This is a genomic window from Bacillus cereus group sp. MYBK14-1, from assembly GCF_051916885.1.
In the GTDB taxonomy this organism is placed as follows: domain Bacteria; phylum Bacillota; class Bacilli; order Bacillales; family Bacillaceae_G; genus Bacillus_A; species Bacillus_A cereus.
In genome coordinates, this window is sequence record NZ_JBQAHM010000007.1 from 169,468 (window position 1) to 195,492 (window position 26,025).

Genomic DNA, 26,025 nt, shown 5'->3' on the forward strand with positions numbered 1-26,025 from the left:
TTGGGGTAATAATCAGTGGGGATGAAGAACCCCCCCACTAATTAAAGTTTCACTTTATTTAGTATATAAAAAGGAGGCTTCTAACAAGAAGCCTCCTTTTTAATTAACTTTCTTCCCACTCTTCCTCATCAACCATAAGAAATAAGGTGCTCCAAGTACAGCGACGACAAGACCAGAAGGAATTTCTTTCGGATATGCAATTGTTCGGCCGAGTAAGTCAGCAATGGAAAGAAGAATTGCTCCAAACAGTGCTGAGCAAACGAATAGTCTTTGATGGTTCATACCAACAACAATTCTTGCTAAGTGAGGTGCGACAAGGCCTAAAAAGGCAATTGTACCGACAGCAGCGATATTTACTGACGCAAGTAGTGTCGCTAGCACAATTAGAGCAAGACGTGTTTTATTTACTGGTTGCCCAAGTCCAGTTGCTAAATCGTCTCCCAGTACGAGAACGTCAAGTTGTTTTATTAAGAAAAAGATAATGAATACAAGAATTAGAGATGGATATAGAATGATATTTTCTAAGTGATTCCACCCTCTTGCATACGTACTGCCAGATAACCATGTTAAAGCAGCGGCAACATTCAAATTGGCTCTAACGATAAAGATTTGAATAATTGCTGAGCCAAGCGCAGAAATACCAATCCCTATTAAAGCGAGAGCTGTTGGACTAAATCCTGATTTCCAAGAGAAGAAGAGGACAATTCCAACTGCAAGTAGTCCGCCAATAAATGCACCAATTGGTAGGAAGAAACCAGGAAGTGCAGGAAAGACATACATAATCGTTAAAGCACCGACACCAGCTCCCGATGAAATACCAATAATAGAAGGATCGGCAAGTGGGTTTCGTAATATACTTTGGAAAACAAGCCCACTTATTGCAAGGCATGCGCCAGCAATAGCAGCAACGAGCATTCTTGGTAAACGAAGATTCATCATCATATTTTTGTCAAATTGTGTTAATTGACCTGATATAACATTAGTAATGCTTTCGATATAAGCGTTACTACCGATTGTAACACCAAGAGCAATCGTCACAATACAAAGTGTGATAGATATAATGATTACCTTTTTATAAGAGTAATAGCGGGAACTAGCTCCAGCTGCATTCGCACCGTTATCATTCATATATTGTTTCGATTTCATCATTCGATACACTAAGTAAATAAGCCAAGGAGATCCAATCATTGCTGTGACTGCCCCAACAGGAAGTTCTGCACCGGTTGGATCTATTAATCTACCGACAACATCTGCTCCAAGCAATAATACTGCCCCCCATAAGAAAGAAGAGAGAAGAAGAGTAAAGTGTTGACGGTATCCGATAAGGCGCATTAAATGAGGTGCAACTAAGCCGACAAAGCCAATTGGTCCAACAACAGTAACAATTACTGCTGTTAAAAAGATTGCAGCAATGAAGGCGATAAGACGTGTTACTGCTGTTTTTTCACCAAGAGAAATAGCAACATCATCACCAAGTAAGAGAATGTTGAGTTTACGAGACATAAATAGTAAAACTAGGAAAGAAATAATGATAAATGGAAAAGCAAATTGAACGCCATCCCAGTTATTTTGAATAAGAGAGCCAGCTCCCCATAAAAATAAACCAGCTGTTTCATTTTCATAGAAAAGCTGCATCGTTCCGGTAAAGGCAGAGAGCATTAATGTAACGACCATACCAGCTAATGCCATTCTAAGTGGGGTTCCCTTTTTTCCACCAGAAATACGGTATACAAATAAAGCAGTAATAGCACCGCCGATAAATGTGAACAGAAGAGAATTAATTTGTAAATCTTTCGGTAAGAAAATTGTAGCCGCTACTAGAAAGAAATATGCGCCAGAGTGAATACCCATTGTACTGGATTCAGCAAGTGGATTTTTCGTTAACGTTTGTAAAATAACCCCTGATGCAGCAAGAGCGCCTCCAGCTAAAATGGCAATTACAGCTCTAGGTAATCGAAGCATAATTAAAGTTTGATGTTCTAGTGATTGGTTCGGTGAGATAAGAGCATCAATAATCATACTATAGGAAATGTTTGCTTGACCTTGTCCGATATGAATAAAGAAAAGGAGGAGCAAGAGAGCTGCTCCTCCTCCGAATACAAGACTTGCTCGAAGTGTATGTTGTAAGCTATTCATTGTGTAATCACTTCTTCGCTGTCATTACATCTGCTACTTGTGTTGCTAAAGATGTTGCAGACTCAGGACCACCGAAAATCCAAGTGTCGCCTTTTAATTTATACATTTTGTTTTCTTTTTTGAACTTTAATTCTTCCCAAGCAGGGTTGCCTTTTAGTTGCGTGTCAAAAATGTTATCTTCATCCGCTACAATGTAAATGAAGTTTGAATCTTGTACACTTTGTAATGATTCTACAGTTGTTTGTTTAAAACCATCTGGCTCAGATTTTCCTGCTTCAAAAGTATTTGTTAGACCTAATTTTTTTGTAACTTGTAAAGCTAAAGAATTGTCAGTTAAGATACGGAATGTTGGTACGTTTTTAGCAGTAAATGCTTGTGCCATTGCGATGTTTTTATCTTTTAAGTCTGCTTTCTCAATTTTTGCTTTTGCATCAGCGAATGCTTTATCCATATCAGCTAATACTTTTTTACCTTCTTCTTCTTTTCCAACTGCTTTTGCAATTTGTTTAAATGTTTCTGTCATTTCAGCAAAGTGATCGTTATTGCTTGTTGATGGATCAAACATAACTGTTGGTGCAATTTGCTCTAATTCATTTTTAATTGCTTTACCACGGAATGAAGCTGTAATAATTAAGTCTGGTTTTAAACGGCTAATTTCTTCTAAGTTTGGTTGTTGACGTGTCCCTACATCTACAACATCTTTACTCGGTTTTGTTTTTGTATTTACCCATTTATTATAATTCTTAATGTCTGCCATCCCTACTGGCTGAACACCAAGTGCTAATAAGTCTTCAGAATATACCCACTCAAGTACAACTACTTTTTTTGCTGGTTTATCTAACTTCGTTTCCCCTTCAGCGTGTTTAATTGTTAGAGCTTGATTTTTATTGTCCGCTTTTGTTTCTTTTTTCTCCTCTTTTTGCTGTCCGCATCCAACAGCGAATAGAAGAACTACTATGAAAATACTGAGAATTTTCTTCATCTTCTGCCCCCAAATTAAGTGTTTTTTGTAACTAGTACCATAAGTGAAAATGGTTATCAATTACAACACCCAAATCATACTATGAGGATATTTTAAGTGTCAATATATTTTTAAAATTTTGACGAAAAATAACGAACTATACGGATTTTTATATATTATAGTCGCTATTTATGAAGAATAAGCCTCTTTACTAAAAATATTGGCGAATGTGGAAAGTTTAAATGGGAAAGTGGCTGTGTACGATAGTGTAATGTGTATTGTTAATAGTCTGTGGAGATAAGGCGAAAGTACAAGCAAAAGGAGAATGAATCGCATGTAATAATTACTAGAATGTATGGAGGAAATCTGTGTTTTATCCCCAACTAGGCAAAGTATTTCTTTGTTATTTAGATAGGTGTTTTTTAAGTCGGTGATTGCGCTAAAAAGATCGAATGTAAAGGAAGTGATCAACATGTCTTCATGGAGCAATAACGTAAATGGATATTGTGGGTGTAATAATCAAAATGGTGTACATGTTGATTCATGCTGTTTTAGTTGCGATGGGACAGTTCCTAAGGTTGGTCCAACCGGTCCGACGGGGGCAACAGGAGCAACAGGTGGCACAGGCCCAACGGGAGCAACAGGAGCAACAGGTGGCACAGGCCCAATGGGGGCGACAGGAGTAACAGGCGACACAGGTCCAACGGGAGCGACAGGAATAACAGGAGCAACAGGCCCAACGGGAGCGACAGGAATAACAGGGGCAACGGGTCCAACAGGAGCGACAGGAATAACAGGGGCAACAGGCCCAACGGGGGCGACAGGAATAACAGGGGCAACGGGTCCAACAGGCCCAACAGGAGCGACAGGTTCAACCGGGGCAACAGGAGCGACAGGTTCAACCGGGGCAACGGGAGCGACGGGTTCAACAGGTCCAACGGGAGCGACAGGAATAACAGGAGCAACGGGTCCAACGGGAGCAACAGGTTCAACCGGGGCAACGGGAGCGACAGGTTCAACGGGTCCAACGGGAGCGACAGGAATAACAGGAGCAACGGGTCCGACGGGAGCAACAGGTTCAACCGGGGCAACGGGAGCGACGGGTTCAACAGGAGTGACAGGCCCAACGGGAGCAACAGGCTCAACCGGTCCAACAGGTCCGACAGGAGCAACAGGAGCGACGGGCTCAACGGGTTCAACCGGGGCTACAGGTACAAGTATCACGGCGACATATGCATTTGCAAATAATACGTCGGGAACAGCGATATCGGTAGTTCTTGGTGGAACGAATGTCCCGCTTCCAAATAATCAAAACATCGGTCCAGGAATTACTGTTTCTGGTGGAAACACAGTATTTACGGTTGCAAATGCTGGTAATTATTATATTTCATATACAATTAATATAACGGCTTCATTATTAGTCAGTTCACGGATTACAATTAATGGAGGGGCACTTGCTGGGACGATAAATTCTCCTGCGGTAGCAACCACATCATTTAGTGCAACAATTATTACAACTCTTGCAGCAGGAGATGCTATTAGTTTACAATTATTTGGTTTGTTAGCTGTCGCAACATTATCAACAACTACCCCAGGAGCAGTGTTAACGATAATAAGATTAAGCTAAGCCATAACTCTCTTACTCTTTTAAGATTAAGAGAGTTTCTACATATAATAAGAAGTTAATGAAGTAAAGCATAGTTATATAAAAGTCAGAATATTATGATTGTAACGCTATGGTGACTATAATATAATGAAAATAACCATCATGAATGAACATTCATTTATTTTTTATGTATTTGAAGGGGGAATGAAGGTGGAAAAACCATGGTTGAAAAGTTATCCAGAGGAAATTCCGAGTACGGTTTCTTATGATATTCAGCCGCTTCATAGATATGTAGAACAGATGGCTTCTCGCTACCCAGAAAAGAAAGCGCTTCACTTTTTAGGGAAGGATATTACGTTTTCGGACTTCCATGATAAGGTGAAGCGGTTTGCAAATTATCTTCAAAAGCTCGGTGTGGAAAAGGGTGATCGAGTTGCTATTATGTTGCCGAATTGTCCGCAAGCTGTAATTGGTTATTACGGTACATTACTTGCGGGAGGTATCGTAGTACAAACCAATCCACTGTATACAGAAAGGGAATTAGAATATCAGCTTCATGACTCGGGAGCAAAAGTAATTCTTTGTCTCGATTTAGTGTTTCCAAGAGTAACGAATGTTCAATCTGCTACAAAAATTGAGCATATTATCGTAACTCGTATTGCAGACTTTTTACCATTCCCTAAAAATCTATTGTATCCATTTGTGCAGAAAAAGCAGTCGAATTTAGTTGTGAAAGTATCAGAGAGTGAAACGATTCATCTTTGGAATTCAGTAGAAAAAGAAGTGAATACGAATGTTGAGGTGCCTTGTGATCCTGAAAATGATCTAGCTCTTTTACAGTACACAGGAGGAACAACCGGATTTCCGAAAGGAGTTATGTTAACGCATAAAAACCTCGTCTCTAACACGTTAATGGGAGTTCAATGGTTATATAATTGCAAAGAAGGAGAAGAAGTCGTTCTTGGGGTTCTTCCATTTTTCCATGTTTATGGTATGACAGCTGTTATGAATTTAAGTATTATGCAAGGATACAAAATGGTCCTTATTCCAAAGTTTGATATGAAAATGGTTTTTGAAGCGATTAAGAAGCATAAAGTGACATTGTTTCCAGGGGCACCAACTATTTATATCGCTCTTTTAAATAGTCCGCTTTTAAAAGAATACGATATTTCTTCTATTCGTGCTTGTATTAGTGGATCAGCACCACTGCCAGTAGAAGTACAGGAAAAGTTCGAAAAAGTTACAGGTGGTAAACTAGTAGAGGGATATGGTTTAACAGAATCCTCTCCGGTTACACATAGTAATTTTTTATGGGAAAAGCGAGTGCCAGGTAGCATCGGAGTTCCGTGGCCAGATACAGAAGCAATCATTATGTCGCTTGAAACTGGTGAGGCATTACCGCCAGGAGAAATAGGTGAAATTGTAGTGAAAGGCCCTCAAATTATGAAAGGATATTGGAATAAGCCAGAGGAAACAGCGGCTGTATTGCAAGATGGCTGGCTCCATACAGGTGATGTTGGCTACATGGATGAAGATGGATTCTTCTATGTAAAAGATCGTAAGAAAGATATGATTGTCGCGAGTGGATTTAATGTGTATCCTCGTGAAGTTGAAGAAGTATTATATGAGCATGAAAAAGTGCAAGAAGTAGTGACAATTGGAGTTCCAGATCCATACCGAGGAGAGACGGTTAAAGCATTTGTTGTGTTAAAAGAAGGTACGGAGTGCTCTGAGGAAGAATTAAATCAGTTTGCACGTAAATATTTAGCGGCTTATAAAGTGCCGAAAGTATATGAGTTTAGAGATGAATTGCCAAAAACGACAGTAGGGAAAATTTTACGCCGTGTTCTAATAGATGAAGAGAAGAGAAAGAATGAGGATGAGCAAACGGGCTAAGGCCCTTTCTTTTTGAAAAAATAGGATTGACACTTTTCTAAATAGTCAGTATTATAAGAATATGAATGACTATTCATTCAGTCATCTTCTTGAAGGGGACAGTAAAGTGAAGAAAAATAGACCGAAATACAATCAAATTATTGATGCGGCAGTCATTGTGATTGCGGAGAATGGGTACCACCAAGCGCAAGTTTCTAAAATCGCAAAGCAAGCTGGGGTAGCTGATGGCACGATTTATTTATATTTTAAAAATAAAGAAGATATATTAATATCCTTATTCCAAGAGAAGATGGGAGAATTTGTCGAAACAATTCGTCAAAAAACAGCAGGAATTGAAAGCGCTGTATCGAAGTTATTCATGTTGGTAGAAACGCACTTCTTGCTGTTGTCGCAAAATGATCCTCTTGCTATCGTTACGCAATTAGAGCTAAGGCAGTCCAATCAAGACTTGCGCCTTAAAATAAATGAAGTATTAAAAGGCTACTTACAAGTTATGGATGAGATTTTAGAGACTGGTATAAAACAAGGTGAATTTCAAGCAGATTTAAATGTTCGCGTGGCAAGACAAATGATCTTTGGAACAGTAGATGAAGTTGTGACCAATTGGGTAATGAGCGATCATAAGTATGATCTGGTCGCACTTTCAAAAACGGTACACGGGCTACTTATTGCAGCTTGTGGTTATCGTCAATAATGGGAGGGATCATGTTGAAATTCCTATCTGTAAGAGTTGAAGATCATATCGCGGTGGCGACATTAAATCACGCACCAGCGAATGCGATGTCTTCACAAGTTATGCATGATGTTACTGAATTAATTGATCAAGTGGAAAAGGATGATAACATTCGTGTTGTTGTTATTCACGGTGAAGGACGTTTCTTCTCAGCGGGAGCAGATATTAAAGAATTTACATCTGTTACTGAAGCGAAGCAAGCAACAGAATTAGCACAGCTTGGACAAGTTACGTTTGAGCGTGTTGAAAAATGTTCAAAACCAGTTATTGCGGCAATTCATGGAGCGGCACTGGGCGGCGGCCTTGAGTTTGCTATGTCTTGCCACATGCGCTTTGCAACTGAAAGTGCAAAACTTGGTTTACCTGAATTAACACTTGGATTAATTCCTGGCTTTGCAGGTACACAGCGCTTACCACGTTATGTTGGGAAAGCGAAAGCTTGTGAAATGATGTTAACAAGTACACCAATTACTGGTGCAGAAGCATTAAAGTGGGGACTTGTTAACGGATTGTTCTCTGAAGAATCTCTTTTAGATGATACGCTTAAAGTTGCAAAACAAATTGCTGGAAAAAGTCCAGCAACAACTCGTGCTGTACTAGAGTTATTGCAAACGACAAAATCGTCTCATTACTATGAAGGTGTACAACGTGAATCACAAATTTTTGGTGAAGTATTTACGAGTGAAGATGGAAGAGAAGGTGTAGCCGCATTTTTAGAAAAGCGTAAACCTTCATTTAGTGGCAGGTAGTTCAATTATTTTTTTAATATAAATTAACAGAAAATTAAAATTGATAGAATCTTTCTGAAAAACAAGGGGGTAAATGGAATGAACATCTACGTACTCATGAAACGAACATTTGATACAGAAGAAAAAATCGTAATTAAAAACGGTGCAATTTACGATGGCGAAGCGGAATTCATCATCAACCCTTACGATGAATATGCAATTGAAGAAGCAATTCAAGTAAGAGACGCACAAGGTGGAGAAGTTACAGTTGTAACAGTCGGTGGCGAAGATAGTGAGAAAGAACTTCGTACTGCATTAGCAATGGGCTGTGATAAAGCGGTATTAATTAATATTGAAGATGATGTAGAAAATGGTGACCAGTTCACGACAGCAAAAGTGCTTGCTGAATATTTAAAAGATAAAGATGCAGATTTAATTTTAGGCGGAAACGTTGCAATTGATGGTGCATCTGGACAAGTAGGACCACGCGTAGCTGAAGCGTTAAATATTCCGTATGTAACGACAATTACAAAACTTGAAATTGACGGTACAAATGTGAAGATTGAGCGTGATGTTGAAGGTGATACAGAAGTGATTGCAACTTCATTACCAGTTTTAGTAACAGCACAGCAAGGTTTAAATGAACCGCGTTATCCATCGCTTCCAGGTATTATGAAAGCGAAGAAAAAGCCGCTAGAAGAATTAGAATTAGATGATTTAGATTTAGAAGAAGATGATGTGGAAGCAAAGACAAAAACAATTGAAATCTATTTGCCTCCTCAGAAAGATGCAGGAAAAGTGTTACAAGGCGAGCTGCAAGATCAAGTAAAAGAACTTGTATCGTTGCTCCATACAGAAGCGAAAGTAATCTAATAAAATACGAAATTATATATGCAGGAGGGAAAATCTATGGCTCGTAAAGTATTAGTAATGGGTGAAGTTCGTGATGGATCGCTACGTAACGTTTCTTTTGAAGCGGTAGCAGCAGCAAAAACAATTGCAGAAGGCGGTGAAGTAGTAGGTCTTCTAATTGGAGACAGCGTTGCCTCTTTTGCAAATGAATTGATTCATTACGGTGCAGATCGCGTTGTGACAGTTGAAAATGATAAATTAAAATCATATACATCTGATGGTTATGCACAAGCGTTTTTAGCTGTACATGCTGAAGAAAATCCAGAAGGTATCGTTTTTGGACATACAGCACTTGGTAAAGATTTATCACCAAAATTAGCAGCGAAGCTTGAAGCTGGTTTAGTTTCTGACGTAACTGCTTTAGAGGTTGAAGGTGGAAATGTTATCTTCACTCGTCCAATTTACTCTGGTAAAGCATTCGAGAAGAAGATTGTAACAGACGGCATCTTATTTGCGACAGTGCGTCCAAATAATATTGCAACTCTGGAAAAAGATGAGTCTCGCAGCGGTGACGTATCTTCTATTACAGTTGATGTGAAAGATTTACGTACAATCATTCAAGATGTTGTCCGTAAAACAGCAGAAGGTGTGGATCTTTCTGAAGCAAAAGTTATTATCGCTGGCGGACGTGGTGTGAAGAGTGAAGAAGGCTTTAAGCCATTAAAAGAGTTAGCAGACGTACTAGGCGGTGCTGTTGGGGCATCTCGTGGTGCTTGTGACGCTGAATACTGTGATTACTCATTACAAATTGGTCAAACTGGTAAAGTTGTTACGCCAGACTTATACATTGCATGTGGTATTTCTGGTGCGATTCAGCATTTAGCAGGTATGTCTAACTCAAAAATAATCGTTGCGATTAATAAAGATCCAGAAGCAAGTATCTTTAAAGTAGCTGACTATGGTATTGTCGGTGACTTATTCGAAGTTGTACCTCTTTTAACAGAAGAGTTTAAAAAGTTAAAAGTACATTCATGATTTAAGTACCCTTGAGTTCCAAGTGAAGTACCCCTATATATAGAAAAAGGTGAGAGATCCCCTGTCTCTCATCTTTTTAGTATTTAATCCGTATTTTTATATAGTATAAAGGAACATTTTTTTGTTACAATACATAACGATACATATTATTCGCCACGTATATAAGTTAATGATATACTCTTGGTAGAATATACTTGAAGGAGGAAATAAAATGGCAATTGTAAACGCAAATGACCAAAGCTTCGCAGCAGAAACTAGCGAAGGTGTTGTATTATTAGATTTCTGGGCACCTTGGTGTGGACCTTGTAAAATGATCGCTCCTGTATTAGAGGAAATTGATGCAGAACTAGGCGAAAAAGTAAAAGTAGTAAAAGTAGACGTTGATGAAAACCAAGAAACTGCTCGTCAATTCGAAGTAATGAGCATTCCAGCTCTTTTCGTATTAAAAGACGGTAAAGTAGTTGATCAAGCGTTAGGTTACAAACCGAAAGAAGCGTTAGTAGAATTAGTTTCTAAACACTTCTAAAATAAAAAAAGCTACCATTTGGTAGCTTTTTTTATTTTCTTTTTTACAGTCTTTCCGTTACAATAAAAGAACGTATGTTGGGTGTTTGGGCATAGTATGTTTTCAAGGGAAAATAAAAATGCTAAGTATGTAGAAATGGAGGGAGATGAGTGCACGAACATTTGAAAGAGAAGTTGGCTATTTTACCAGATCAACCTGGTTGTTATTTGATGAAAGATAAGCAAGGAACGGTTATATATGTCGGAAAGGCAAAAGTGCTTAAAAATCGTGTGCGCTCGTACTTTACTGGTTCACATGATGGGAAAACACTGCGGCTTGTAGGAGAAATTGTTGATTTTGAATATATTGTAACCTCTTCGAATTTAGAAGCACTTATTTTAGAGTTAAATCTAATTAAAAAATATGATCCGAAATATAATATTCAATTAAAAGATGATAAAACATATCCTTTTATTAAAATTACGGCGGAGAAGCAACCGCGCTTACTCATTACTCGAAACGTAAAAAAGGATAAAGGGAAATATTTTGGTCCTTATCCAAATGCACAATCTGCTCATGAAACGAAAAAACTGCTAGATCGTATGTATCCACTTCGGAAATGCACGAATATGCCAGATAAAGTTTGTTTGTATTATCATATGGGTCAATGTTTAGCGCCTTGTGTGAAAGAAGTGACGGAAGAACAAAATAAAGAAATTGTAGATGAAATTATTAAGTTTTTAAATGGTGGACATAAAGAAGTTCGTTCAGAACTAGAAATAAAAATGTATGAGGCCTCAGAGAAACTAGAGTTTGAACGTGCAAAAGAGTTGCGTGATCAAATTGCTCATATTGATGCGATTATGGAAAAACAAAAGATGATTATGAGTGACTTAGTAGATCGTGATGTGTTTGGATATGCAGTGGATAAAGGATGGATGTGTGTTCAAGTTTTCTTCGTTCGAAAAGGAAAGCTAATTGAACGTGATGTTTCTATGTTTCCAATTTACGATGAACCAGAAGAGGGTTTTTTAACGTTTATCGGCCAATTTTATGAAAACAGTAGTCATTTTAAGCCGAAGGAAATTGTCGTTCCAGGAAGTATAGACTCGGAATTAGTAGAGCGCTTTTTAGAAGTGGAAGCGACGCAGCCGAAACGTGGTAAGAAAAAAGACCTTGTAGAATTGGCAAATAAAAATGCGAAGATTGCTCTTGAAGAGAAGTTTTACTTAATTGAACGTGATGAAGAACGAACGATTAAAGCGGTAGATCATTTAGGGAAGCAGCTTGGGATTGAAACGCCGTATCGTATTGAAGCGTTTGATAACTCAAATATTCAAGGAACAAATCCCGTTTCTGCAATGATTGCTTTTATCGATGGGAAACCGGCGAAGAAAGAGTATCGAAAATATAAAATTAAAACGGTTCAAGGGCCAGATGATTATGAGTCTATGAGAGAAGTTGTGAGGCGCCGTTATACAAGGGCGCTTAAAGAAAATTCACCTTTACCTGATTTGATTATTATTGATGGAGGAAAAGGCCATCTAGCGGCTGCAAGTGATATTTTAGAGAATGAGCTCGGATTATATATTCCGATGGCAGGTCTTGTAAAAGATGATAAACATAAAACCTCCCATTTAATTATTGGGGATCCACCGGAACCTGTGATGCTTGAGAGAAATAGCCAAGAATTTTATTTATTGCAGCGTATTCAAGATGAGGTGCATCGATTTGCGATTACATTCCATCGTCAATTACATGGGAAATCTGTCATTCAATCAGCATTGGATGATATTCCAGGAATCGGTGATAAACGGAAAAAGGTATTGTTAAAACATTTTGGTTCATTAAAGAAGATGAAAGAAGCTTCTATAGAGGAATTTGTCGAAGCGGGTATGCCGAAAAATGTCGCGGAGACGATTTATACGTATTTAACAGATAAGAAGACGTTGTAGTTTACAACGTCTTCTGTTTTTTGGTATAATTTCTGAAGATTTAAAATAAACTCATCTGAATGAAAATACAAAAAAGTCAACTAAACTGATATGTCTAGTTGACTGTAGGTAATGCTTACACTTCAATGAGATCTTTTATATCCCATTTTACAAGAAATGTAATAGAGTCAGAACGTTTTTTCTTTTCTTCGTATGACTCTGCAACGACGTTCCGTTGCTTTTGGATTTGTTCAGCGATGAATCCGGCTTCTAGTTGATAAGAAGAATGTCGTTTTTGTTTTTGACGTTCTGCGATGAGTGTGCCTTTAAGTTGGAACTGCATTTCACGACGCTTATGTTCAACAATGCTTAAAGTGCCCCAGCCAGCCTTTTCAAAGAACTGAATGACTTCTTCAATTGTTTCTAGCGGATATTTTCTTGCAAGGTTTCTACCAGACCAGTATAAAATACCATCTAAATCGTTGCCGATTAAATCAGGTAGTAATTCTTCACGTAGCAATTCATAAGCGAAGGCGTTCAATGAAACATCTTCTAAAGATGTTGTATCGATTGTATTTTTACTCACAATATTCCCCTCTTTCTATAGGGATTATTATATAACATTTCACATTTATAAAAACAGATTTTTCTTTAGGAAAATCTGAATATATAAGAAGAAAAAAAGAATTGGCAAATTATATGCAAATTATGTATACGTTTTCTTGACGCTTCGACAAAAATAGGAGTAAAATGAACTTGGTATCAAATTATGCTGAAATATTTCGAATAATTTTTTCAGTTTTTCTTATGCCAATAGTGAAAAAACATTATTGTCATAAACTAATCTGAAAACAGCAGTCAAACATTCAAGGGGGGTAATGGGGACATGAAAGGCCGCGAGTATACGTTTCGTAAGTGGCACTCATTAATGGGGGTCATCCCGGTTGGTGTCTTTTTGACGCAACATTTAATTGTAAACAACTTTGCAACACGAGGAGCAGAGGCTTTTAACAAAGCTGCAGGCTTTATGGAGCTCCTTCCATTCCGGTATGCGCTAGAAATTTTCATCATCTTTTTACCGATACTGTACCATGCTATATATGGCTTATATATTGCATTTACAGCTAAGAACAATGCGGTTTCTTACGGTTATTTCCGTAACTGGATGTTCGTCTTCCAAAGAATTTCAGGTATCGTTACGCTGATCTTCATTTCTTGGCACGTCTGGGAAACTCGTATTCAAGCAATGTTAGGTAAAGAGGTAAACTATGATATGATGGCAGATATTTTAAACAATCCAGCTATGTTTGCATTCTACTTAGTTGGTGTTGTTTCAACAATTTTCCACTTTGCAAATGGACTATGGACATTCTGCATCAGCTGGGGAATTACAGTATCTCCACGTTCACAAAGAATCTCTACTTATGTAACATTAGCTATTTTCTTAGGTTTATCTTATGTAGGTGTGAGTGCATTATTAGCGTTCATCGATCCACAGCTAGCAAACCAGTAAGGAGTGGGAGAGCATGAAAGGGAAACTTATAGTAGTCGGCGGTGGCTTGGCTGGCTTAATGGCAACGATTAAAGCGGCAGAAGCAGGAGTAAATGTTGAACTGTTTTCTTTAGTACCAGTAAAACGTTCACATTCTGTATGTGCTCAGGGCGGAATTAACGGTGCCGTAAATACGAAAGGTGAAGGGGATTCTCCATGGATCCACTTTGACGATACAATTTATGGTGGGGACTTCTTAGCGAACCAACCACCAGTTAAAGCAATGTGTGAAGCAGCACCTGGTATCATTCATTTAATGGACCGTATGGGTGTTATGTTCAACCGTACGGAAGAAGGACTTCTTGATTTCCGTCGATTTGGTGGAACGCAACATCACCGTACAGCATTTGCTGGTGCAACAACTGGACAGCAATTACTTTACGCATTAGATGAGCAAGTACGTCGTCACGAAGTAGCAGGACTTGTAACGAAATATGAAGGTTGGGATTTCTTACGAGCTGTTGTTGATGATGAAGGTGTGTGCCGAGGAATCGTTGCACAAGACTTACAAACTATGGAGATTAGAAGTTTCGGAGCAGATGCCGTGATTATGGCAACAGGGGGTCCTGGTATCATTTTCGGAAAATCAACAAACTCCATTATCAATACAGGTACAGCAGCTTCTGCTGTATATCAACAAGGCGCATATTATGCAAACGGTGAGTTCATTCAAATTCACCCAACGGCAATTCCTGGAGACGATAAATTACGTCTTATGAGTGAATCTGCACGTGGTGAAGGTGGACGTGTTTGGACATATAAAGATGGTAAACCATGGTACTTCTTAGAAGAAAAATATCCGGCTTACGGAAACCTTGTACCTCGTGACATCGCAACGCGTGAAATCTTTGATGTTTGCGTAGAGCAAAAACTAGGTATTAACGGTGAAAACATGGTGTACTTAGATCTTTCTCATAAAGATCCAAAAGAACTAGATATTAAACTAGGTGGAATTATTGAAATCTATGAGAAATTTACAGGGGATGATCCTCGTAAACTACCGATGAAAATCTTCCCAGCTGTTCACTATTCAATGGGCGGACTATGGGTTGATTATAAACAGATGACAAACATTCCAGGTTTATTTGCAGCAGGTGAGTGTGATTATTCTATGCACGGTGGTAACCGTCTTGGTGCGAACTCACTATTATCAGCAATTTATGGTGGTATGGTAGCAGGACCAAACGCAATTGAGTATATGAAAGGTCTTTCTAAATCATCTGATGCTGTTTCATCTACTGTATATGAGCAAAATGAATTAATCGAAACAGAGAAATTTAACAATATTTTAACGATGGATGGTAACGAAAATGCGTATGTTCTTCATAAAGAGCTTGGAGAATGGATGACAGATAACGTTACAGTAGTTCGTGAAAATAAAAAATTATTAGAAACAGATGCGAAAATTGAAGAATTAATGGCTCGTTACAAACGTATTAACATTAACGATACAGCAAGATGGAGTAACCAAGGTGCTTCATTTACACGCCAACTTGCAAATATGTTTGAGTTAGCACGTGTTATTACAATTGGCGCATATAACCGTAATGAGAGCCGTGGGGCGCATTACAAACCTGAATTCCCAAATCGTGATGATGCAAACTTCTTAAAAACTACGATGGCAAAATTTGAGGGAGAAGGAAATGCACCAGCATTCCATTACGAGGACGTTGATATTTCGTTAATTAAACCGCGTAAACGTGATTATTCTTCAAAACACGATGTAGCTGCTAAGGGTGAAGAGAAGGGGGATAAACAACATGTCTGAGAAAACAATCCGCCTCATCATTACGAGACAAGACGGGCCAGATGCGCAAGCGTTTGACCAAGAGTTTGAAATTCCATATCGTCCGAATATGAATATTATCTCAGCACTTATGGAAATCCGTCGTAATCCTGTTGATTCAAAAGGGAACCAAACAACTCCGATTGCCTGGGATATGAACTGCTTAGAGGAAGTATGTGGTGCATGTTCGATGGTGATTAACGGAAAACCACGTCAATCATGTACGGCACTTATCGATCAATTAGAGCAACCAATTCGCTTAAAACCGATGAAGACATTCCCGGTTGTACGTGACTTACAAGTTGATCGTAGTCGCATGTTTAATGCTCTAAAACGCGTTAAAGCGTGGATTCCAATTGATGGTACGTATGACCTAGGTCCAGGACCAAGAATGCCTGAGAAAAAGCGTCAATGGGCTTATGAGCTTTCAAAATGTATGACATGTGGTGTTTGCTTAGAATCATGTCCAAACGTAAACAGTAAGTCTGACTTTATTGGACCAGCACCGTTATCACAAGCTCGCTTATTCAACTCACATCCAACGGGTGAAATGCATAAAGCAGATCGCTTACGTGCAATTATGGGAGATGGAGGACTAGCAAACTGTGGTAACTCTCAAAACTGTGTGCAATCATGTCCGAAGGGTATTCCTTTAACAACTTCAATTGCGGCATTAAACCGTGATACAACAATTCAATCGTTCAAAGATTTCTTTGGTAGCGATAATAACTATTAATAAATATTGCCTCTTCATATCGAAGAGGCAATATTTATAACTTTATTTTTCTGTTTATTCTGTTTATTTCAAGGTGAAAAGGAGAGATAACAATGAAGAGGATTTCTTATATTGAAGACTTTGAGCAATGGGAAAGTGGTTTTTCGTTTTACAACCCTGTAAAGGTTCGTTTTGGTGAAGTAGATATGTTTGGACATGTAAATAATGTCGTTGCTTTTACTTATTTTGAAGAAGCTCGTATTGCGTTGTTTAAAGAACTTGGATTTATGCAAGAGTGGACACATGCATCATCAGAAACGATGATCGTTGTTGCGGATTTACAATGTAATTTTATTAAGCAAATATATTTTGATGAACAGCTGAAGGTGTATGTAAAGGCAGGATCGGTCGGGAATTCTTCTTTAGATTTACATTATATGGTGAAGAATGCAGCAGGAGAGGTTTGTTTAGTAGGTCGCGGAATGATGGTTCAAGCTTCGAAAAAAACAGGAAGAGGCGAACCATGGCCTGAAGAATGGAAGAAGAAATTACTACAATAATAGAGTGAAAGAAAAATAAGAGAGCAATTTGCTCTCTTATTTTTTGTCTTCCATCGCTTCTTCTAATGTTAAGTGATGTTTATATAGGTATGTAGCGTATGGATTACCAACGTAGCGTAAGTGCCATGGTTCATAGGCATATTCTGTTGTATCTGTTTTATCTTCTAAGTAACGAATGACAAAGCCGAATTCATGAGCATGTTCCGCGACCCATTTTCCTTCTGCTGTCTCTCCGAAGATAGGCTCTAATTGAAATTTAGCTGATTTTGAACTAATATCCATTGCTAAACCCGTTTGGTGTTCACTTGTACCAGGAATTGCGCTTACCGAATTAGCTTCGGCTTTTCCTTGACGTCTAACGTATGTATCATGCAACGATTTTTGGCGTTTGTATGAACGATAACCAGATACAGCTGTAAGATCAAGCCCTTCTTTTTTCGCAGCTTTGAACATGTTTTCAAGTGCCTCGGCAGCATCTTTGCGCAGCAATGTTTTTTCTTTATCTTTTGGACTAATAAATGGTACATTTGGTCTCGTTAAGTCTTCAGGAATGTATCCATCTGGTAGTTTTCGATGTTTATTAATTAAGACAAGATTAGATTTTGGATTTGTTACAACTGAAAAGTCATTGTCTATTTTCTTTGCATTATGATCAGCTTTTGGAAAAGCAGGAATCTCTTCTTTTTTATGGTTATTATGCTTTTGACTTTCGACAGCTTTTGCTTCATTATGTAGTGGTGTTTTAGAACCAAAGTAAGCGAAAGATGTGATCCCGATTACAATAGTAGTGGCAGAAATAATTATTATCTTTTTCATGATGCCTTGTAATCACAGTCCCTTCTTCATAAAATGTGTATTGTTTTTTTTATTATAAATCTAGTTTGTTGGAAAAGGAATATAAGAGTCATAACGTAATAGAAATGCAAAGAAAATGTCAGAAAATGTGTGAATTTGTAGTATTTTTTTATATAATTCATTTCTTATCTTTCATGATTTGCATTTTTTATGTAATATATATACATAAGAAGATGTAGCGATTATCGAGAATAAAGAACTTCTTGTATAGACTAGGAGTGAATGGGAATGGATTTTGCAACAATTATTGGACTTATTTTAGGATTTGTAGCAGTGGTAGTAGGGATGGTCGTCAAGGGCGCTGACGTAACAGCCTTATTAAATCCTGCCGCAGCATTAATTATTTTTATCGGTACATTTGCTGCAGTATGTATTGCATTTCCGATGAATCAACTAAAAAGGGTTCCAAAACTATTTAAAGTTCTTTTTGGTTCAAATAAAAAGGATTTAAGTTATGAACAGTTGCTAGAATTATTTGTTCATTGGACATCTGAAAGTAGAAAATACGGTATTTTGTCTTTAGAGCAACAATTAGACAAAATTCAAGATGAATTTCTTTTGCGCGGTATGAAATTTGTGATTGATGGCGTATCCGCAGAAGATTTAGAGCAGATTTTGGAATCTGAATTAGAAGCAATTGAAGAAAGACATGCAAAGGGAGCTGCTATTTTTTCACAAGCTGGTACGTATGCACCGACATTAGGAGTTTTAGGTGCTGTTATCGGTCTTGTAGCTGCGCTTGGTAACTTAACTGATATTGAAAAGTTAGGTCATGCTATTTCGGGTGCGTTTATTGCAACGATTTTTGGTATTTTTTCAGGTTATGTATTATGGCATCCATTTGCAAATAAGTTAAAGCAAAAATCTTCAGCTGAAATTGAGAAAAAACGTTTAATCATTGATTGTTTATTAATGTTACAAGAAGGTACATATCCGTTTATTATGAAGAACCGCATTTTAGGTGCACTTTCTGCAACTGAGCGTAAAAAGCTAGAAAAAGGAGCAGAAAAAAATGCGGAGTAAGAAAAATAGAAGAGGCAAAAAGAAAAAACATGATGAGCATATCGATGAAACGTGGTTAATCCCATATTCTGATATGTTAACGTTGTTATTTGCATTGTTTATCGTTTTATTCGCAATGAGTAGTATAGATGCTGCGAAGTTTAAACAGATGGCAGTTGCTTTTCGAAGTGAATTAGCTGGGGGAACAGGTAACAAAGAATTTTTAAGTGATCAAAAGCCAAATGATGAAAAAGAATTATCAGCAAGTAGCCTTGAGGCAGAACAAGCAAAAAAACAAGAAGAAGCTAGAGCTAAAGAAAAAAAAGAGATGGATGAATTGAAAGCATTACAAAAAAAGATTGATCAATATATTAATGAAAAACAATTATCTTCTTCTTTTCAAACTAAATTAACTGAAAAGGGATTAATGGTGACAATATTAGAAAATATACTGTTTGATTCGGGGAAAGCAGATGTGAAATTAGAATCTTTAGGGATTGCAAAAGAGATGTCTAGCTTACTTGTTTCAGCGTCACCTCGTGAAATTACAGTATCGGGTCATACGGATAATGTCCCTATTGCCAATGCGCAGTTTGCGTCGAATTGGGAATTAAGTACGCAGCGGGCAGTTAATTTTATGCAAGTATTACTGCAAAATAAAGAATTACAACCAGAAAAATTTAGTGCGATTGGATACGGAGAATACCGTTCAATTGCTCCAAACGATACACAAGAAGGAAAGGCAAAGAATAGACGTGTGGAAGTATTTATCTTGCCTTTAACAGAGAAAGTAAAATAAAAGAGGATGGCGAATGCCATCCTCTTTTATTTTACATCAAATGATTTTAAGTTGTCGCGACGGATTTTATCTTTTTCTGCATCTGATTTTTTGAAATCATAATCATATAAAGCGCCTTCCCAATCGCCATACATTGGATTCGGGAAAATAATGAATTTCTCACCAAATTGTGCTTTTGAATCTGCTACTGTTTGGTTACGATCTTTTACAGATTTTCCATCAAAACCTGTGAAATCAGATAAGTTATCACCGAAGAATAAGACAATATCATGGGTTTGAGAAACGAGTTCACGGCGTTTTTCTTTTCCTTTTTCTTTCGGATCTTGTAGTAATATATGTTCTTTCGTTGCTTGAGGAGCACCTACACGCTCAAGATTTTTAATTGTTGCATCTAGTTGATTCGTTTTACGATTTGAGATGTAGTAAATATCTACACCTTTAGACTCTGTATATTTTAAGAAATCAATTGCGCCTGGAAGGGCTTCAGCCTCAGCTTTTTTAATCCAATCATCCCATTTGTAAGGATAGCCTTTGCCTGTTTTTACGCTCATTGCCTGATGAGGACTGTTATCTAAAACAGTTTCGTCTAAATCAAGCACGATAGCAGGTTTTTTCTCTGTCCCTTTTGCAAGAATTGCATCAAGCTTTAATTGACCAATGTTGTACCCTTGGTAGTAAAGTGCTTTCGTTTCACCGGCTGTTTGATACCATAAATCAGCCATTAATTGTTGTTCTGTTAATTTTACTTTCTCTTCTTTCGCCACTGTTTTCTCTGGTGTTCCTGAACATGCTACAAGTGATGTAGATAGAACCGCTACAGATAATAAAGTGGTAATGCCCCTCTTCATCTTCATATGTATCCTCCTTGATGTTAGAAAATCATTTTATATTATATATTAAAATATAATATTTTTATATGAACATTTGCATATTGTCTTTTGTATATATAGTAGTATGTCCTATATTAGAAAGATGAGCAAAATAATAATAGCTGTTTTGACAAGTTTTATTGTCGTAATGACAATTATAATTGACAAAAAGAACTTTGTTATTTACAATTTTAACTAAATAGAACAAATGATGGATTCATGACGATGTTTACATATAAGAGGATGAAGCGTGGTGCTATATTTTGTCTTGAATAAACATAGTCTTTGAAAGAGAGTACGAATGATACTAAAGGGGAGGCTTTATACTTGAGTTTACAAATTCAAAACTTAACGAAACAATTTGGGGAATCAAAAGCAGTTAACGGTTTGCAAATTTCGTTACCAAAAGGTGAAGTACTAGGGTTACTTGGACGAAATGGTGCAGGGAAAACAACAACAATCAAAATGCTTCTCGGATTATTAACGCCTAATGAAGGTTCGATTACATGGGATGGAAAAGCATTTGGAAATAGTGGTGTAACAATTGGGTATTTACCAGAAGAAAGAGGTTTATATACAAAAAGTAGAGTAATAGATCAGCTGCGATATTTTGGTAGATTAGAAGGAATGTCGAAGAAAGAAGTGGATCACGCTATTGATCACTGGTTAGAGCGTTTAGCGATACCAGAATATAAATTTAAAACGGCTGGAGAGCTTTCAAAAGGGAATCAGCAAAAAATCCAATTAATTGCTGCTCTTCTTCATAATCCGGAACTTCTCATTTTAGATGAACCATTCAGCGGCCTTGATCCAGTTAATGCTGGGATGTTAGCTAGTATTATTGAAGAACAAGTACAGAGCGGAAAGACGATTATTTTATCAAGTCATCGTATGGAACAAGTAGAGGCTTTTTGCCAACATGTATGTATTTTGAAAAAAGGTGAAGCAGTCGTAAAAGGACAGCTAAGTGATATTAAGAAAGAATACGGTTTCCGTAATTTAACGATTGAAGATACAGTAGAGAATGAAAAGGGATTAGAAGCTATACATGTATCGTATGAAAAACAACAAGGCCTTCTTTATGTGAAAGTACAAGACGATGCGGAAGCTCTCAAGATTTTGCAACAGTTGCAAGAGCAAGGTGTTAGCTTACGACAATTCAAAATGTTAGAGCCGACGTTAAACGAAATCTTTGTAGAGAGGGCGAAATAACGATGCGTAAATTTTCTCACGTATTTTCATTTTATTTTAGGGAAGCGTTTTTATCTAAGAAATCATTAATTACGAGTGCGATTTTATTTTTAGTTGTGTTTGGGATTTTTGCATTTAATCATTTTACTTCAGGCGATGATAAAAATAAGGATAAAGATAAAATTGCAGTTGTAGTAGAGAGTTCCACATATAAAGTACAAAAAGATGAGCTAAATAAGCTATTGCCATCAGCAAAAATAACAATTGGTTCAAAGGATGATTTTGATAAACTGCATAAGCAAGTAGAAGAAGGCGATTTAGATGGTCTATTCCATGTGACGGAAAAGGGTGGGGCTCCATCGATTACATATATGTATAATGGATTTCCAAGCCAAGCAACTTCTGCAATTATGGCAGGATATTTAAAGCAACAATATACGATGGTAACGATTGCCAAAAATAATGTTTCACCAGAAATTGCACAGCAATTACAAACAGAAATTCAAGTGAAGCAAGAAGCGATAAAAGATCGTACATCTTCTTTCGGAATTGCCTATTTCTTTACATTTGCTTTATATATGTTTATTGTAGCGTTCGGAAATACAATCGCAATGAATATTGCATCTGAAAAGGCGTCACGTGTAATGGAAGTAATGCTTCCGAAAGTGAAGCCTCTTACGATGATGTATGCGAAAATTTTAGCGGTTGTTTCAACGGCGTTATTGCAACTTGTCGTATTGGCGTGTGGTTATCTTATTCCATATTTGTTAGGTTGGGTCGATTTAGAAAGTGCCTCACTATTTGGTATTCCAATTGACTTTACAAAATTAGATGCAAAAGTTATCAGCATGTTTCTTGTTTATTTCATTACGGGATATTTACTTTATGCGATGATGTATGCTGCTGCTGGAGCTGTCGTATCTAAGACGGAGGATTTACAAGCTGTATCTTTCCCGGTAATGATTTTAATTATGGCTGCATTCTTTATTAGTATTAAATCATTAAGTGATCCGAATAGTACTATCGTTGTTGTAAGTTCTTACGTTCCATTTTTTACACCGATGGTTACCTTCTCACGTATTGTAGCTGGTGAAGCAGGTATGCTAGAAATTACGATAACATTAGCAGTCTTATTGGCGACAATTGCAGTATTAAATGCTGTTACAAGCCGCATTTACGTAAACGGCGTAATGAATTACTCAGATAAAGTGAAATTTAAAGATTTAGCGAAATTTATAAAGCGTCAATAATGAGAGAAAAGCATGATTTCCTATTGAAATCATGCTTTTTCTTTATGTATAAATTAAAAATAGTATATAATAATAAGAGTCGTCTTTTAATAGAATGAATAAAAAGGAGGGTGTGCAGATGGGGATTAGTAGTCGTTTTACAGTAGGTGTTCATATGCTGACATTACTTGCGATAGATCGAAACTCTCGCTGTACCTCTGAATGGATTGCCGGTAGTGTGAATACAAATCCAGTTGTGATTCGTCGCATTACAGGAATGTTGAAGAGAGCAGGACTTGTTGATGTACAAGCTGGTAAAGGTGGTACGACACTTGCTCGAGATTTAGAAGAAATTACATTACTTGATGTATATAAAGCAGTGGAAGTTGTAGAAGAAGGACAACTATTTTCCTTCCATGAAAATCCCAACATTGAATGTCCAGTAGGAGCTAATATTCAATCAGTATTAGAAATTATTTTAATGCAAGCGCAAGAAGCGATGGAAAACGTACTTGCAAATGTAACGGTAGATCAATTAGTTACAAATTTAAAGTCTAAAATGAAAGAATAAAAAAAGCGAGCTTCCTCATAATGAGGGCTCGCATTTTTTTATTCAGAAATATTGAAAATTCTATTTTTCAGTATTTAAAATGAATTTACCTACGATAGCTGCGAAGATACCACCAAGAATTGGTGCTACGATGAATACCCATAGTTGAGAAAGTGCTTCTCCACCAACAAATAAAGCTGGTGCGATACTACGAGCTGGGTTAACAGATGTTCCAGTTAACGGAATTCCTAATAAGTGAATTAAAACTAATGTGAAACCAATTACTAGTCCAGCTAAAGAAGAACTTCCTTTTTTACCTGTTACAGCAACGATAACTAAAATAAATACGAAAGTTAAAATGAACTCAACTAAAAATGCTCCAGATAAACCAAGAGTTCCGAAACCATTTTGTCCTAAATTATCTAAAGGTGTTTTAGCAGATTTTAAAATTGTTACTAACGTTGCAGTTCCTAATAAACCACCTAAAATTTGAGCTAATACATAATAACAAAGTTCCATAGCGTTCATTCGTTTGTTGATGAACATAGCTACTGATACTGCTGGGTTAATGTGACATCCAGAAATTGTTCCGATGCTATATGCCATAGCTACAATAGATAAGCCGAAAGCCATAGCGATTCCTAATGTTCCAATTCCTTCAATTCCGCCGCCAGTGACAGCTACTCCAGTTCCGAATAATACAAGTACAAATGTACCAATAAATTCAGCGATTGCTTTTTTTAACATAATTTACCTCCTATTAATGCGCATGAAACGTATTATAACATAAGTTTTAGTATAAACAGCCAATGAAATACTATTCTGATAAGGCGAAATAGGGGGACAATAAAAAAGAGTATGGTTCATCTCTATAGAACCATACCCTTTTTTTATGCCGATTTTTTCTGTTTAACGACTGGAACAGAACGGTTTAAAATACTATTTGCAACCATTCCTAACATGATAATAATCATTCCGATGAGAGAAAGTCCTCCAGGGAGTGAACCATTTAAGAAAATGATTTCTCCAAGTACGGTAAAGACCATCGTTCCAGCTTGTGTTGCTTCAACAGCTCCAAGTAGAGCGAGGTTATCTTTTGCTAAGTCAGTAGCAAAGAAAAATGTCATCGTTGCAATAACGCCGGAACATAATGCTAACAAAAATCCTTGAAGCATTTGGTTGGATGTTGGAATGCCAGTAGTGGAAAATCCGTATATACCAAGCAAGATTGTTATAGGAAGACTTCCAATTGCCATTCCTAATACACGTTGGAACGTATCAAGGCGTCCACCAACAAGCTCCATCATTTTTCGGTTACCGAACGGATATAAGAAAGCGGCTAATACGACAGGTAAAAAACCTAAAATGAACTGAGTCATTGTAATATGGCCTGCGGCAGTTGCTTGCATACAAATTACACCAAGTAAAATAAATAATGCAACATATAAGCTACGAAGTGGAATTTTTCCGCGTACAAGTTTCGTACCTGATTTTGTTTCTATTTTCACGAAAAATAGTGGTGATAGTAGTAAACCAGCTAAAATCGTAACTTGCCAAGTTCCAGCAACGAGCCAAGCTGGAGAAAAGACAGCTGAGAAACTTAATAAAGAATAAAAACCAATACCGGCAACAGAACCCCATCCGATCCATGCCAATGGATGTTTTTTTAACTCTTCCCATAATCCCCTAAAGTTTTTGCGAAATAAAACGATAAGGAATAAAATAGGAAGAGCAAATAAAAAACGGAAGGAAGCTGTCCAAGCCCAGCTCGTTCCAGATACATTCATTGCTCTATTAATAATAAAGGTTGCAGAAAAAAAGGCCGATGATAAAAGACCTAATAAAATTGCGCGCATGAAGTATAGCACTCCTTTCGAAAATAAATAATTATGTATAGTATGATATACTTTCGGTTGTTAAAAGTAAACTATTTTATACTTTGAGGTGGTTTTATATATGAAAGAAAATGAAGATATGCAAACGAAAGAAGTCATTCAACAAGTTGGACAGTTATTGAGACAAATTCGAAATGAACAGAAATTAAGTTTAGAAGAATTAGCCCATAAAACAGGAGTTAGTAAATTAACATTAGGAAAGATAGAAAGAGGGGAAACAAATCCGACACTAGCTGTCATTTGGAAAATAACGAAAGGGTTATCAATTCCTTTATCCAGATTAATGGTTGCTGGAGAACCTGTAGCTGTTGCGCGCTGTGGAGAAGGATTTGCAGTAGATGAAGGACAAGCGTGGCATTTAGAAACGATGTTCCGTTATACGAAAGAAACAGGGATGGAAATGCACCGTGCTTGTTTACGATCAAATAGTATATATGAGCCAGAAGCTCATCATGAAGGTGCGATTGAGCTTGTAACGGTAATGAAAGGGAAAGTGTCTATTCAAGTGGAGAATGATGTATACGAATTAAATGAGTTTGATTCCATTCAATTTGAAGCGAATAAGAAGCATATTTATAAAAATGAAGAAGAAGAAGTGGCGGTATTACATTTAACGATGAAATATTCTTCATGAAA

At 37.2% G+C, this 26,025-nt stretch carries 25 protein-coding genes; 18 read left to right on the plus strand and 7 right to left on the minus strand.

The window, feature by feature from the left end:
• Positions 1-99 precede the first annotated feature (99 nt).
• Together fhuB and ACTFR3_RS19215 are read right to left on the minus strand one after the other, a co-directional pair.
• Entirely contained in the window at positions 100-2,136 is a 2,037-nt protein-coding gene (gene fhuB, locus ACTFR3_RS19210) for a Fe(3+)-hydroxamate ABC transporter permease FhuB (RefSeq protein ID WP_001087088.1), read from the minus strand.
• A 7-nt stretch (positions 2,137-2,143) separates the two neighbouring features.
• A complete protein-coding gene (locus ACTFR3_RS19215; protein WP_000722826.1) occupies positions 2,144-3,118 on the minus strand; it encodes an ABC transporter substrate-binding protein in 975 nt (324 codons plus the stop codon).
• A gap of 451 nt (positions 3,119-3,569) precedes the next feature.
• Here ACTFR3_RS19215 and ACTFR3_RS19220 point away from each other — a divergent pair, with 451 nt between their 5' ends.
• The 8 genes from ACTFR3_RS19220 to uvrC all read left to right on the plus strand — a co-directional run bounded on the left by ACTFR3_RS19220 (position 3,570) and on the right by uvrC (position 12,407).
• Positions 3,570-4,724, plus strand: a complete 1,155-nt coding sequence (locus tag ACTFR3_RS19220; RefSeq protein ID WP_440044692.1) for a BclA C-terminal domain-containing protein — start codon at positions 3,570-3,572, stop codon at positions 4,722-4,724.
• A 189-nt stretch (positions 4,725-4,913) separates the two neighbouring features.
• Positions 4,914-6,599 carry a long-chain-fatty-acid--CoA ligase gene (locus tag ACTFR3_RS19225; protein WP_000414746.1) on the plus strand — a complete coding sequence of 562 codons (1,686 nt, stop codon included), beginning with the start codon at positions 4,914-4,916 and terminating at the stop codon, positions 6,597-6,599.
• A gap of 106 nt (positions 6,600-6,705) precedes the next feature.
• Positions 6,706-7,293, plus strand: coding sequence for a TetR/AcrR family transcriptional regulator (locus ACTFR3_RS19230; protein WP_000742223.1), 588 nt, complete (start codon positions 6,706-6,708; stop codon positions 7,291-7,293).
• Positions 7,294-7,304: 11 nt separating this feature from the next.
• On the plus strand, positions 7,305-8,081 hold the full coding sequence (locus ACTFR3_RS19235; RefSeq protein WP_000911292.1) for an enoyl-CoA hydratase: 777 nt from the start codon (positions 7,305-7,307) through the stop codon (positions 8,079-8,081).
• Positions 8,082-8,159: 78 nt separating this feature from the next.
• On the plus strand, positions 8,160-8,933 hold the full coding sequence (gene etfB / locus ACTFR3_RS19240) for an electron transfer flavoprotein subunit beta (protein WP_001029029.1): 774 nt from the start codon (positions 8,160-8,162) through the stop codon (positions 8,931-8,933).
• A gap of 36 nt (positions 8,934-8,969) precedes the next feature.
• A complete protein-coding gene (etfA, locus tag ACTFR3_RS19245) occupies positions 8,970-9,947 on the plus strand; it encodes an electron transfer flavoprotein subunit alpha (RefSeq protein ID WP_000101945.1) in 978 nt (325 codons plus the stop codon).
• A 211-nt stretch (positions 9,948-10,158) separates the two neighbouring features.
• Complete coding sequence (gene trxA, locus ACTFR3_RS19250) at positions 10,159-10,473, plus strand: thioredoxin (RefSeq protein WP_001018943.1); 315 nt, start codon at positions 10,159-10,161, stop codon at positions 10,471-10,473.
• A 149-nt stretch (positions 10,474-10,622) separates the two neighbouring features.
• Positions 10,623-12,407, plus strand: coding sequence for an excinuclease ABC subunit C (gene uvrC / locus ACTFR3_RS19255; protein WP_000544296.1), 1,785 nt, complete (start codon positions 10,623-10,625; stop codon positions 12,405-12,407).
• Positions 12,408-12,522: 115 nt separating this feature from the next.
• Here uvrC and ACTFR3_RS19260 read toward each other — a convergent pair whose 3' ends face one another.
• Positions 12,523-12,972, minus strand: coding sequence for a YslB family protein (locus tag ACTFR3_RS19260; RefSeq protein ID WP_000042226.1), 450 nt, complete (start codon positions 12,970-12,972; stop codon positions 12,523-12,525).
• Positions 12,973-13,272: 300 nt separating this feature from the next.
• Between ACTFR3_RS19260 and sdhC the strand changes: the two genes are divergently transcribed.
• From sdhC to ACTFR3_RS19280, 4 genes are all read left to right on the plus strand, one after another.
• A complete protein-coding gene (sdhC, locus tag ACTFR3_RS19265; RefSeq protein ID WP_000678354.1) occupies positions 13,273-13,899 on the plus strand; it encodes a succinate dehydrogenase cytochrome B558 in 627 nt (208 codons plus the stop codon).
• Between the two features lie 13 nt (positions 13,900-13,912).
• Positions 13,913-15,706, plus strand: coding sequence for a succinate dehydrogenase flavoprotein subunit (gene sdhA, locus ACTFR3_RS19270; RefSeq protein ID WP_000676750.1), 1,794 nt, complete (start codon positions 13,913-13,915; stop codon positions 15,704-15,706).
• Positions 15,699-16,460: a succinate dehydrogenase iron-sulfur subunit gene (gene sdhB / locus ACTFR3_RS19275; protein ID WP_001291827.1), complete on the plus strand. Its 762-nt coding sequence runs from the start codon at positions 15,699-15,701 to the stop codon at positions 16,458-16,460. Before sdhA ends, sdhB begins: the two co-directional genes overlap by 8 nt.
• 92 nt (positions 16,461-16,552) lie before the next feature.
• Entirely contained in the window at positions 16,553-16,999 is a 447-nt protein-coding gene (locus ACTFR3_RS19280; protein ID WP_000822734.1) for an acyl-CoA thioesterase, read from the plus strand.
• A gap of 36 nt (positions 17,000-17,035) precedes the next feature.
• Here ACTFR3_RS19280 and ACTFR3_RS19285 read toward each other — a convergent pair whose 3' ends face one another.
• Positions 17,036-17,815, minus strand: a complete 780-nt coding sequence (locus ACTFR3_RS19285; protein ID WP_000720201.1) for a M15 family metallopeptidase — start codon at positions 17,813-17,815, stop codon at positions 17,036-17,038.
• Between the two features lie 267 nt (positions 17,816-18,082).
• Between ACTFR3_RS19285 and motA the strand changes: the two genes are divergently transcribed.
• Entirely contained in the window at positions 18,083-18,877 is a 795-nt protein-coding gene (gene motA, locus ACTFR3_RS19290) for a flagellar motor stator protein MotA (protein WP_000344859.1), read from the plus strand.
• The gene (gene motB / locus ACTFR3_RS19295) at positions 18,867-19,655 is read left to right on the plus strand and encodes a flagellar motor protein MotB (RefSeq protein ID WP_001256734.1); all 789 of its coding nucleotides are present in this window, start codon (positions 18,867-18,869) and stop codon (positions 19,653-19,655) included. Before motA ends, motB begins: the two co-directional genes overlap by 11 nt.
• A 26-nt stretch (positions 19,656-19,681) precedes the next feature.
• On the opposite strand, the gene ACTFR3_RS19300 is transcribed toward motB, so the two are convergent.
• Entirely contained in the window at positions 19,682-20,509 is an 828-nt protein-coding gene (locus tag ACTFR3_RS19300; RefSeq protein ID WP_000782764.1) for a 5'-nucleotidase, lipoprotein e(P4) family, read from the minus strand.
• Positions 20,510-20,851: 342 nt separating this feature from the next.
• On the opposite strand from ACTFR3_RS19300, the gene ACTFR3_RS19305 reads away from it, so the two are divergent.
• From ACTFR3_RS19305 to ACTFR3_RS19315, 3 genes are all read left to right on the plus strand, one after another.
• A complete protein-coding gene (locus ACTFR3_RS19305) occupies positions 20,852-21,736 on the plus strand; it encodes an ABC transporter ATP-binding protein (RefSeq protein ID WP_000058117.1) in 885 nt (294 codons plus the stop codon).
• 2 nt (positions 21,737-21,738) lie between these two features.
• On the plus strand, positions 21,739-22,965 hold the full coding sequence (locus ACTFR3_RS19310) for an ABC transporter permease (protein ID WP_001224982.1): 1,227 nt from the start codon (positions 21,739-21,741) through the stop codon (positions 22,963-22,965).
• A gap of 118 nt (positions 22,966-23,083) precedes the next feature.
• Positions 23,084-23,515, plus strand: coding sequence for an Rrf2 family transcriptional regulator (locus tag ACTFR3_RS19315; protein ID WP_000512998.1), 432 nt, complete (start codon positions 23,084-23,086; stop codon positions 23,513-23,515).
• A gap of 60 nt (positions 23,516-23,575) precedes the next feature.
• Here the strand turns inward: ACTFR3_RS19315 and ACTFR3_RS19320 are convergent, their stop codons facing one another.
• Both ACTFR3_RS19320 and ACTFR3_RS19325 read right to left on the minus strand, forming a co-directional pair.
• Positions 23,576-24,241 carry an aquaporin gene (locus tag ACTFR3_RS19320; protein WP_000913213.1) on the minus strand — a complete coding sequence of 222 codons (666 nt, stop codon included), beginning with the start codon at positions 24,239-24,241 and terminating at the stop codon, positions 23,576-23,578.
• 143 nt (positions 24,242-24,384) lie between these two features.
• Positions 24,385-25,350 (minus strand): DMT family transporter, encoded by a 966-nt coding sequence (locus tag ACTFR3_RS19325; protein WP_001201634.1) that lies wholly within the window; start codon positions 25,348-25,350, stop codon positions 24,385-24,387.
• Between the two features lie 100 nt (positions 25,351-25,450).
• Here ACTFR3_RS19325 and ACTFR3_RS19330 point away from each other — a divergent pair, with 100 nt between their 5' ends.
• Positions 25,451-26,023: a helix-turn-helix domain-containing protein gene (locus ACTFR3_RS19330; RefSeq protein WP_000661920.1), complete on the plus strand. Its 573-nt coding sequence runs from the start codon at positions 25,451-25,453 to the stop codon at positions 26,021-26,023.
• Positions 26,024-26,025 lie beyond the last annotated feature (2 nt).

Bases quoted from the DNA above. Each gene is read 5' to 3' on its own strand.
- fhuB (WP_001087088.1), bottom strand. From the start codon at position 2,136: ATGAATAGCTTACAACATACACTTCGAGCAAGTCTTGTATTCGGAGGA.
- ACTFR3_RS19215 (WP_000722826.1), bottom strand. From the start codon at position 3,118: ATGAAGAAAATTCTCAGTATTTTCATAGTAGTTCTTCTATTCGCTGTT.
- ACTFR3_RS19220 (WP_440044692.1), top strand. From the start codon at position 3,570: ATGTCTTCATGGAGCAATAACGTAAATGGATATTGTGGGTGTAATAAT.
- ACTFR3_RS19235 (WP_000911292.1), top strand. From the start codon at position 7,305: ATGTTGAAATTCCTATCTGTAAGAGTTGAAGATCATATCGCGGTGGCG.
- etfB (WP_001029029.1), top strand. From the start codon at position 8,160: ATGAACATCTACGTACTCATGAAACGAACATTTGATACAGAAGAAAAA.
- etfA (WP_000101945.1), top strand. From the start codon at position 8,970: ATGGCTCGTAAAGTATTAGTAATGGGTGAAGTTCGTGATGGATCGCTA.
- trxA (WP_001018943.1), top strand. From the start codon at position 10,159: ATGGCAATTGTAAACGCAAATGACCAAAGCTTCGCAGCAGAAACTAGC.
- sdhC (WP_000678354.1), top strand. From the start codon at position 13,273: ATGAAAGGCCGCGAGTATACGTTTCGTAAGTGGCACTCATTAATGGGG.
- sdhA (WP_000676750.1), top strand. From the start codon at position 13,913: ATGAAAGGGAAACTTATAGTAGTCGGCGGTGGCTTGGCTGGCTTAATG.
- sdhB (WP_001291827.1), top strand. From the start codon at position 15,699: ATGTCTGAGAAAACAATCCGCCTCATCATTACGAGACAAGACGGGCCA.
- ACTFR3_RS19280 (WP_000822734.1), top strand. From the start codon at position 16,553: ATGAAGAGGATTTCTTATATTGAAGACTTTGAGCAATGGGAAAGTGGT.
- ACTFR3_RS19285 (WP_000720201.1), bottom strand. From the start codon at position 17,815: ATGAAAAAGATAATAATTATTTCTGCCACTACTATTGTAATCGGGATC.
- motA (WP_000344859.1), top strand. From the start codon at position 18,083: ATGGATTTTGCAACAATTATTGGACTTATTTTAGGATTTGTAGCAGTG.
- motB (WP_001256734.1), top strand. From the start codon at position 18,867: ATGCGGAGTAAGAAAAATAGAAGAGGCAAAAAGAAAAAACATGATGAG.
- ACTFR3_RS19300 (WP_000782764.1), bottom strand. From the start codon at position 20,509: ATGAAGATGAAGAGGGGCATTACCACTTTATTATCTGTAGCGGTTCTA.
- ACTFR3_RS19310 (WP_001224982.1), top strand. From the start codon at position 21,739: ATGCGTAAATTTTCTCACGTATTTTCATTTTATTTTAGGGAAGCGTTT.
- ACTFR3_RS19315 (WP_000512998.1), top strand. From the start codon at position 23,084: ATGGGGATTAGTAGTCGTTTTACAGTAGGTGTTCATATGCTGACATTA.
- ACTFR3_RS19320 (WP_000913213.1), bottom strand. From the start codon at position 24,241: ATGTTAAAAAAAGCAATCGCTGAATTTATTGGTACATTTGTACTTGTA.
- ACTFR3_RS19325 (WP_001201634.1), bottom strand. From the start codon at position 25,350: ATGCGCGCAATTTTATTAGGTCTTTTATCATCGGCCTTTTTTTCTGCA.
- ACTFR3_RS19330 (WP_000661920.1), top strand. From the start codon at position 25,451: ATGAAAGAAAATGAAGATATGCAAACGAAAGAAGTCATTCAACAAGTT.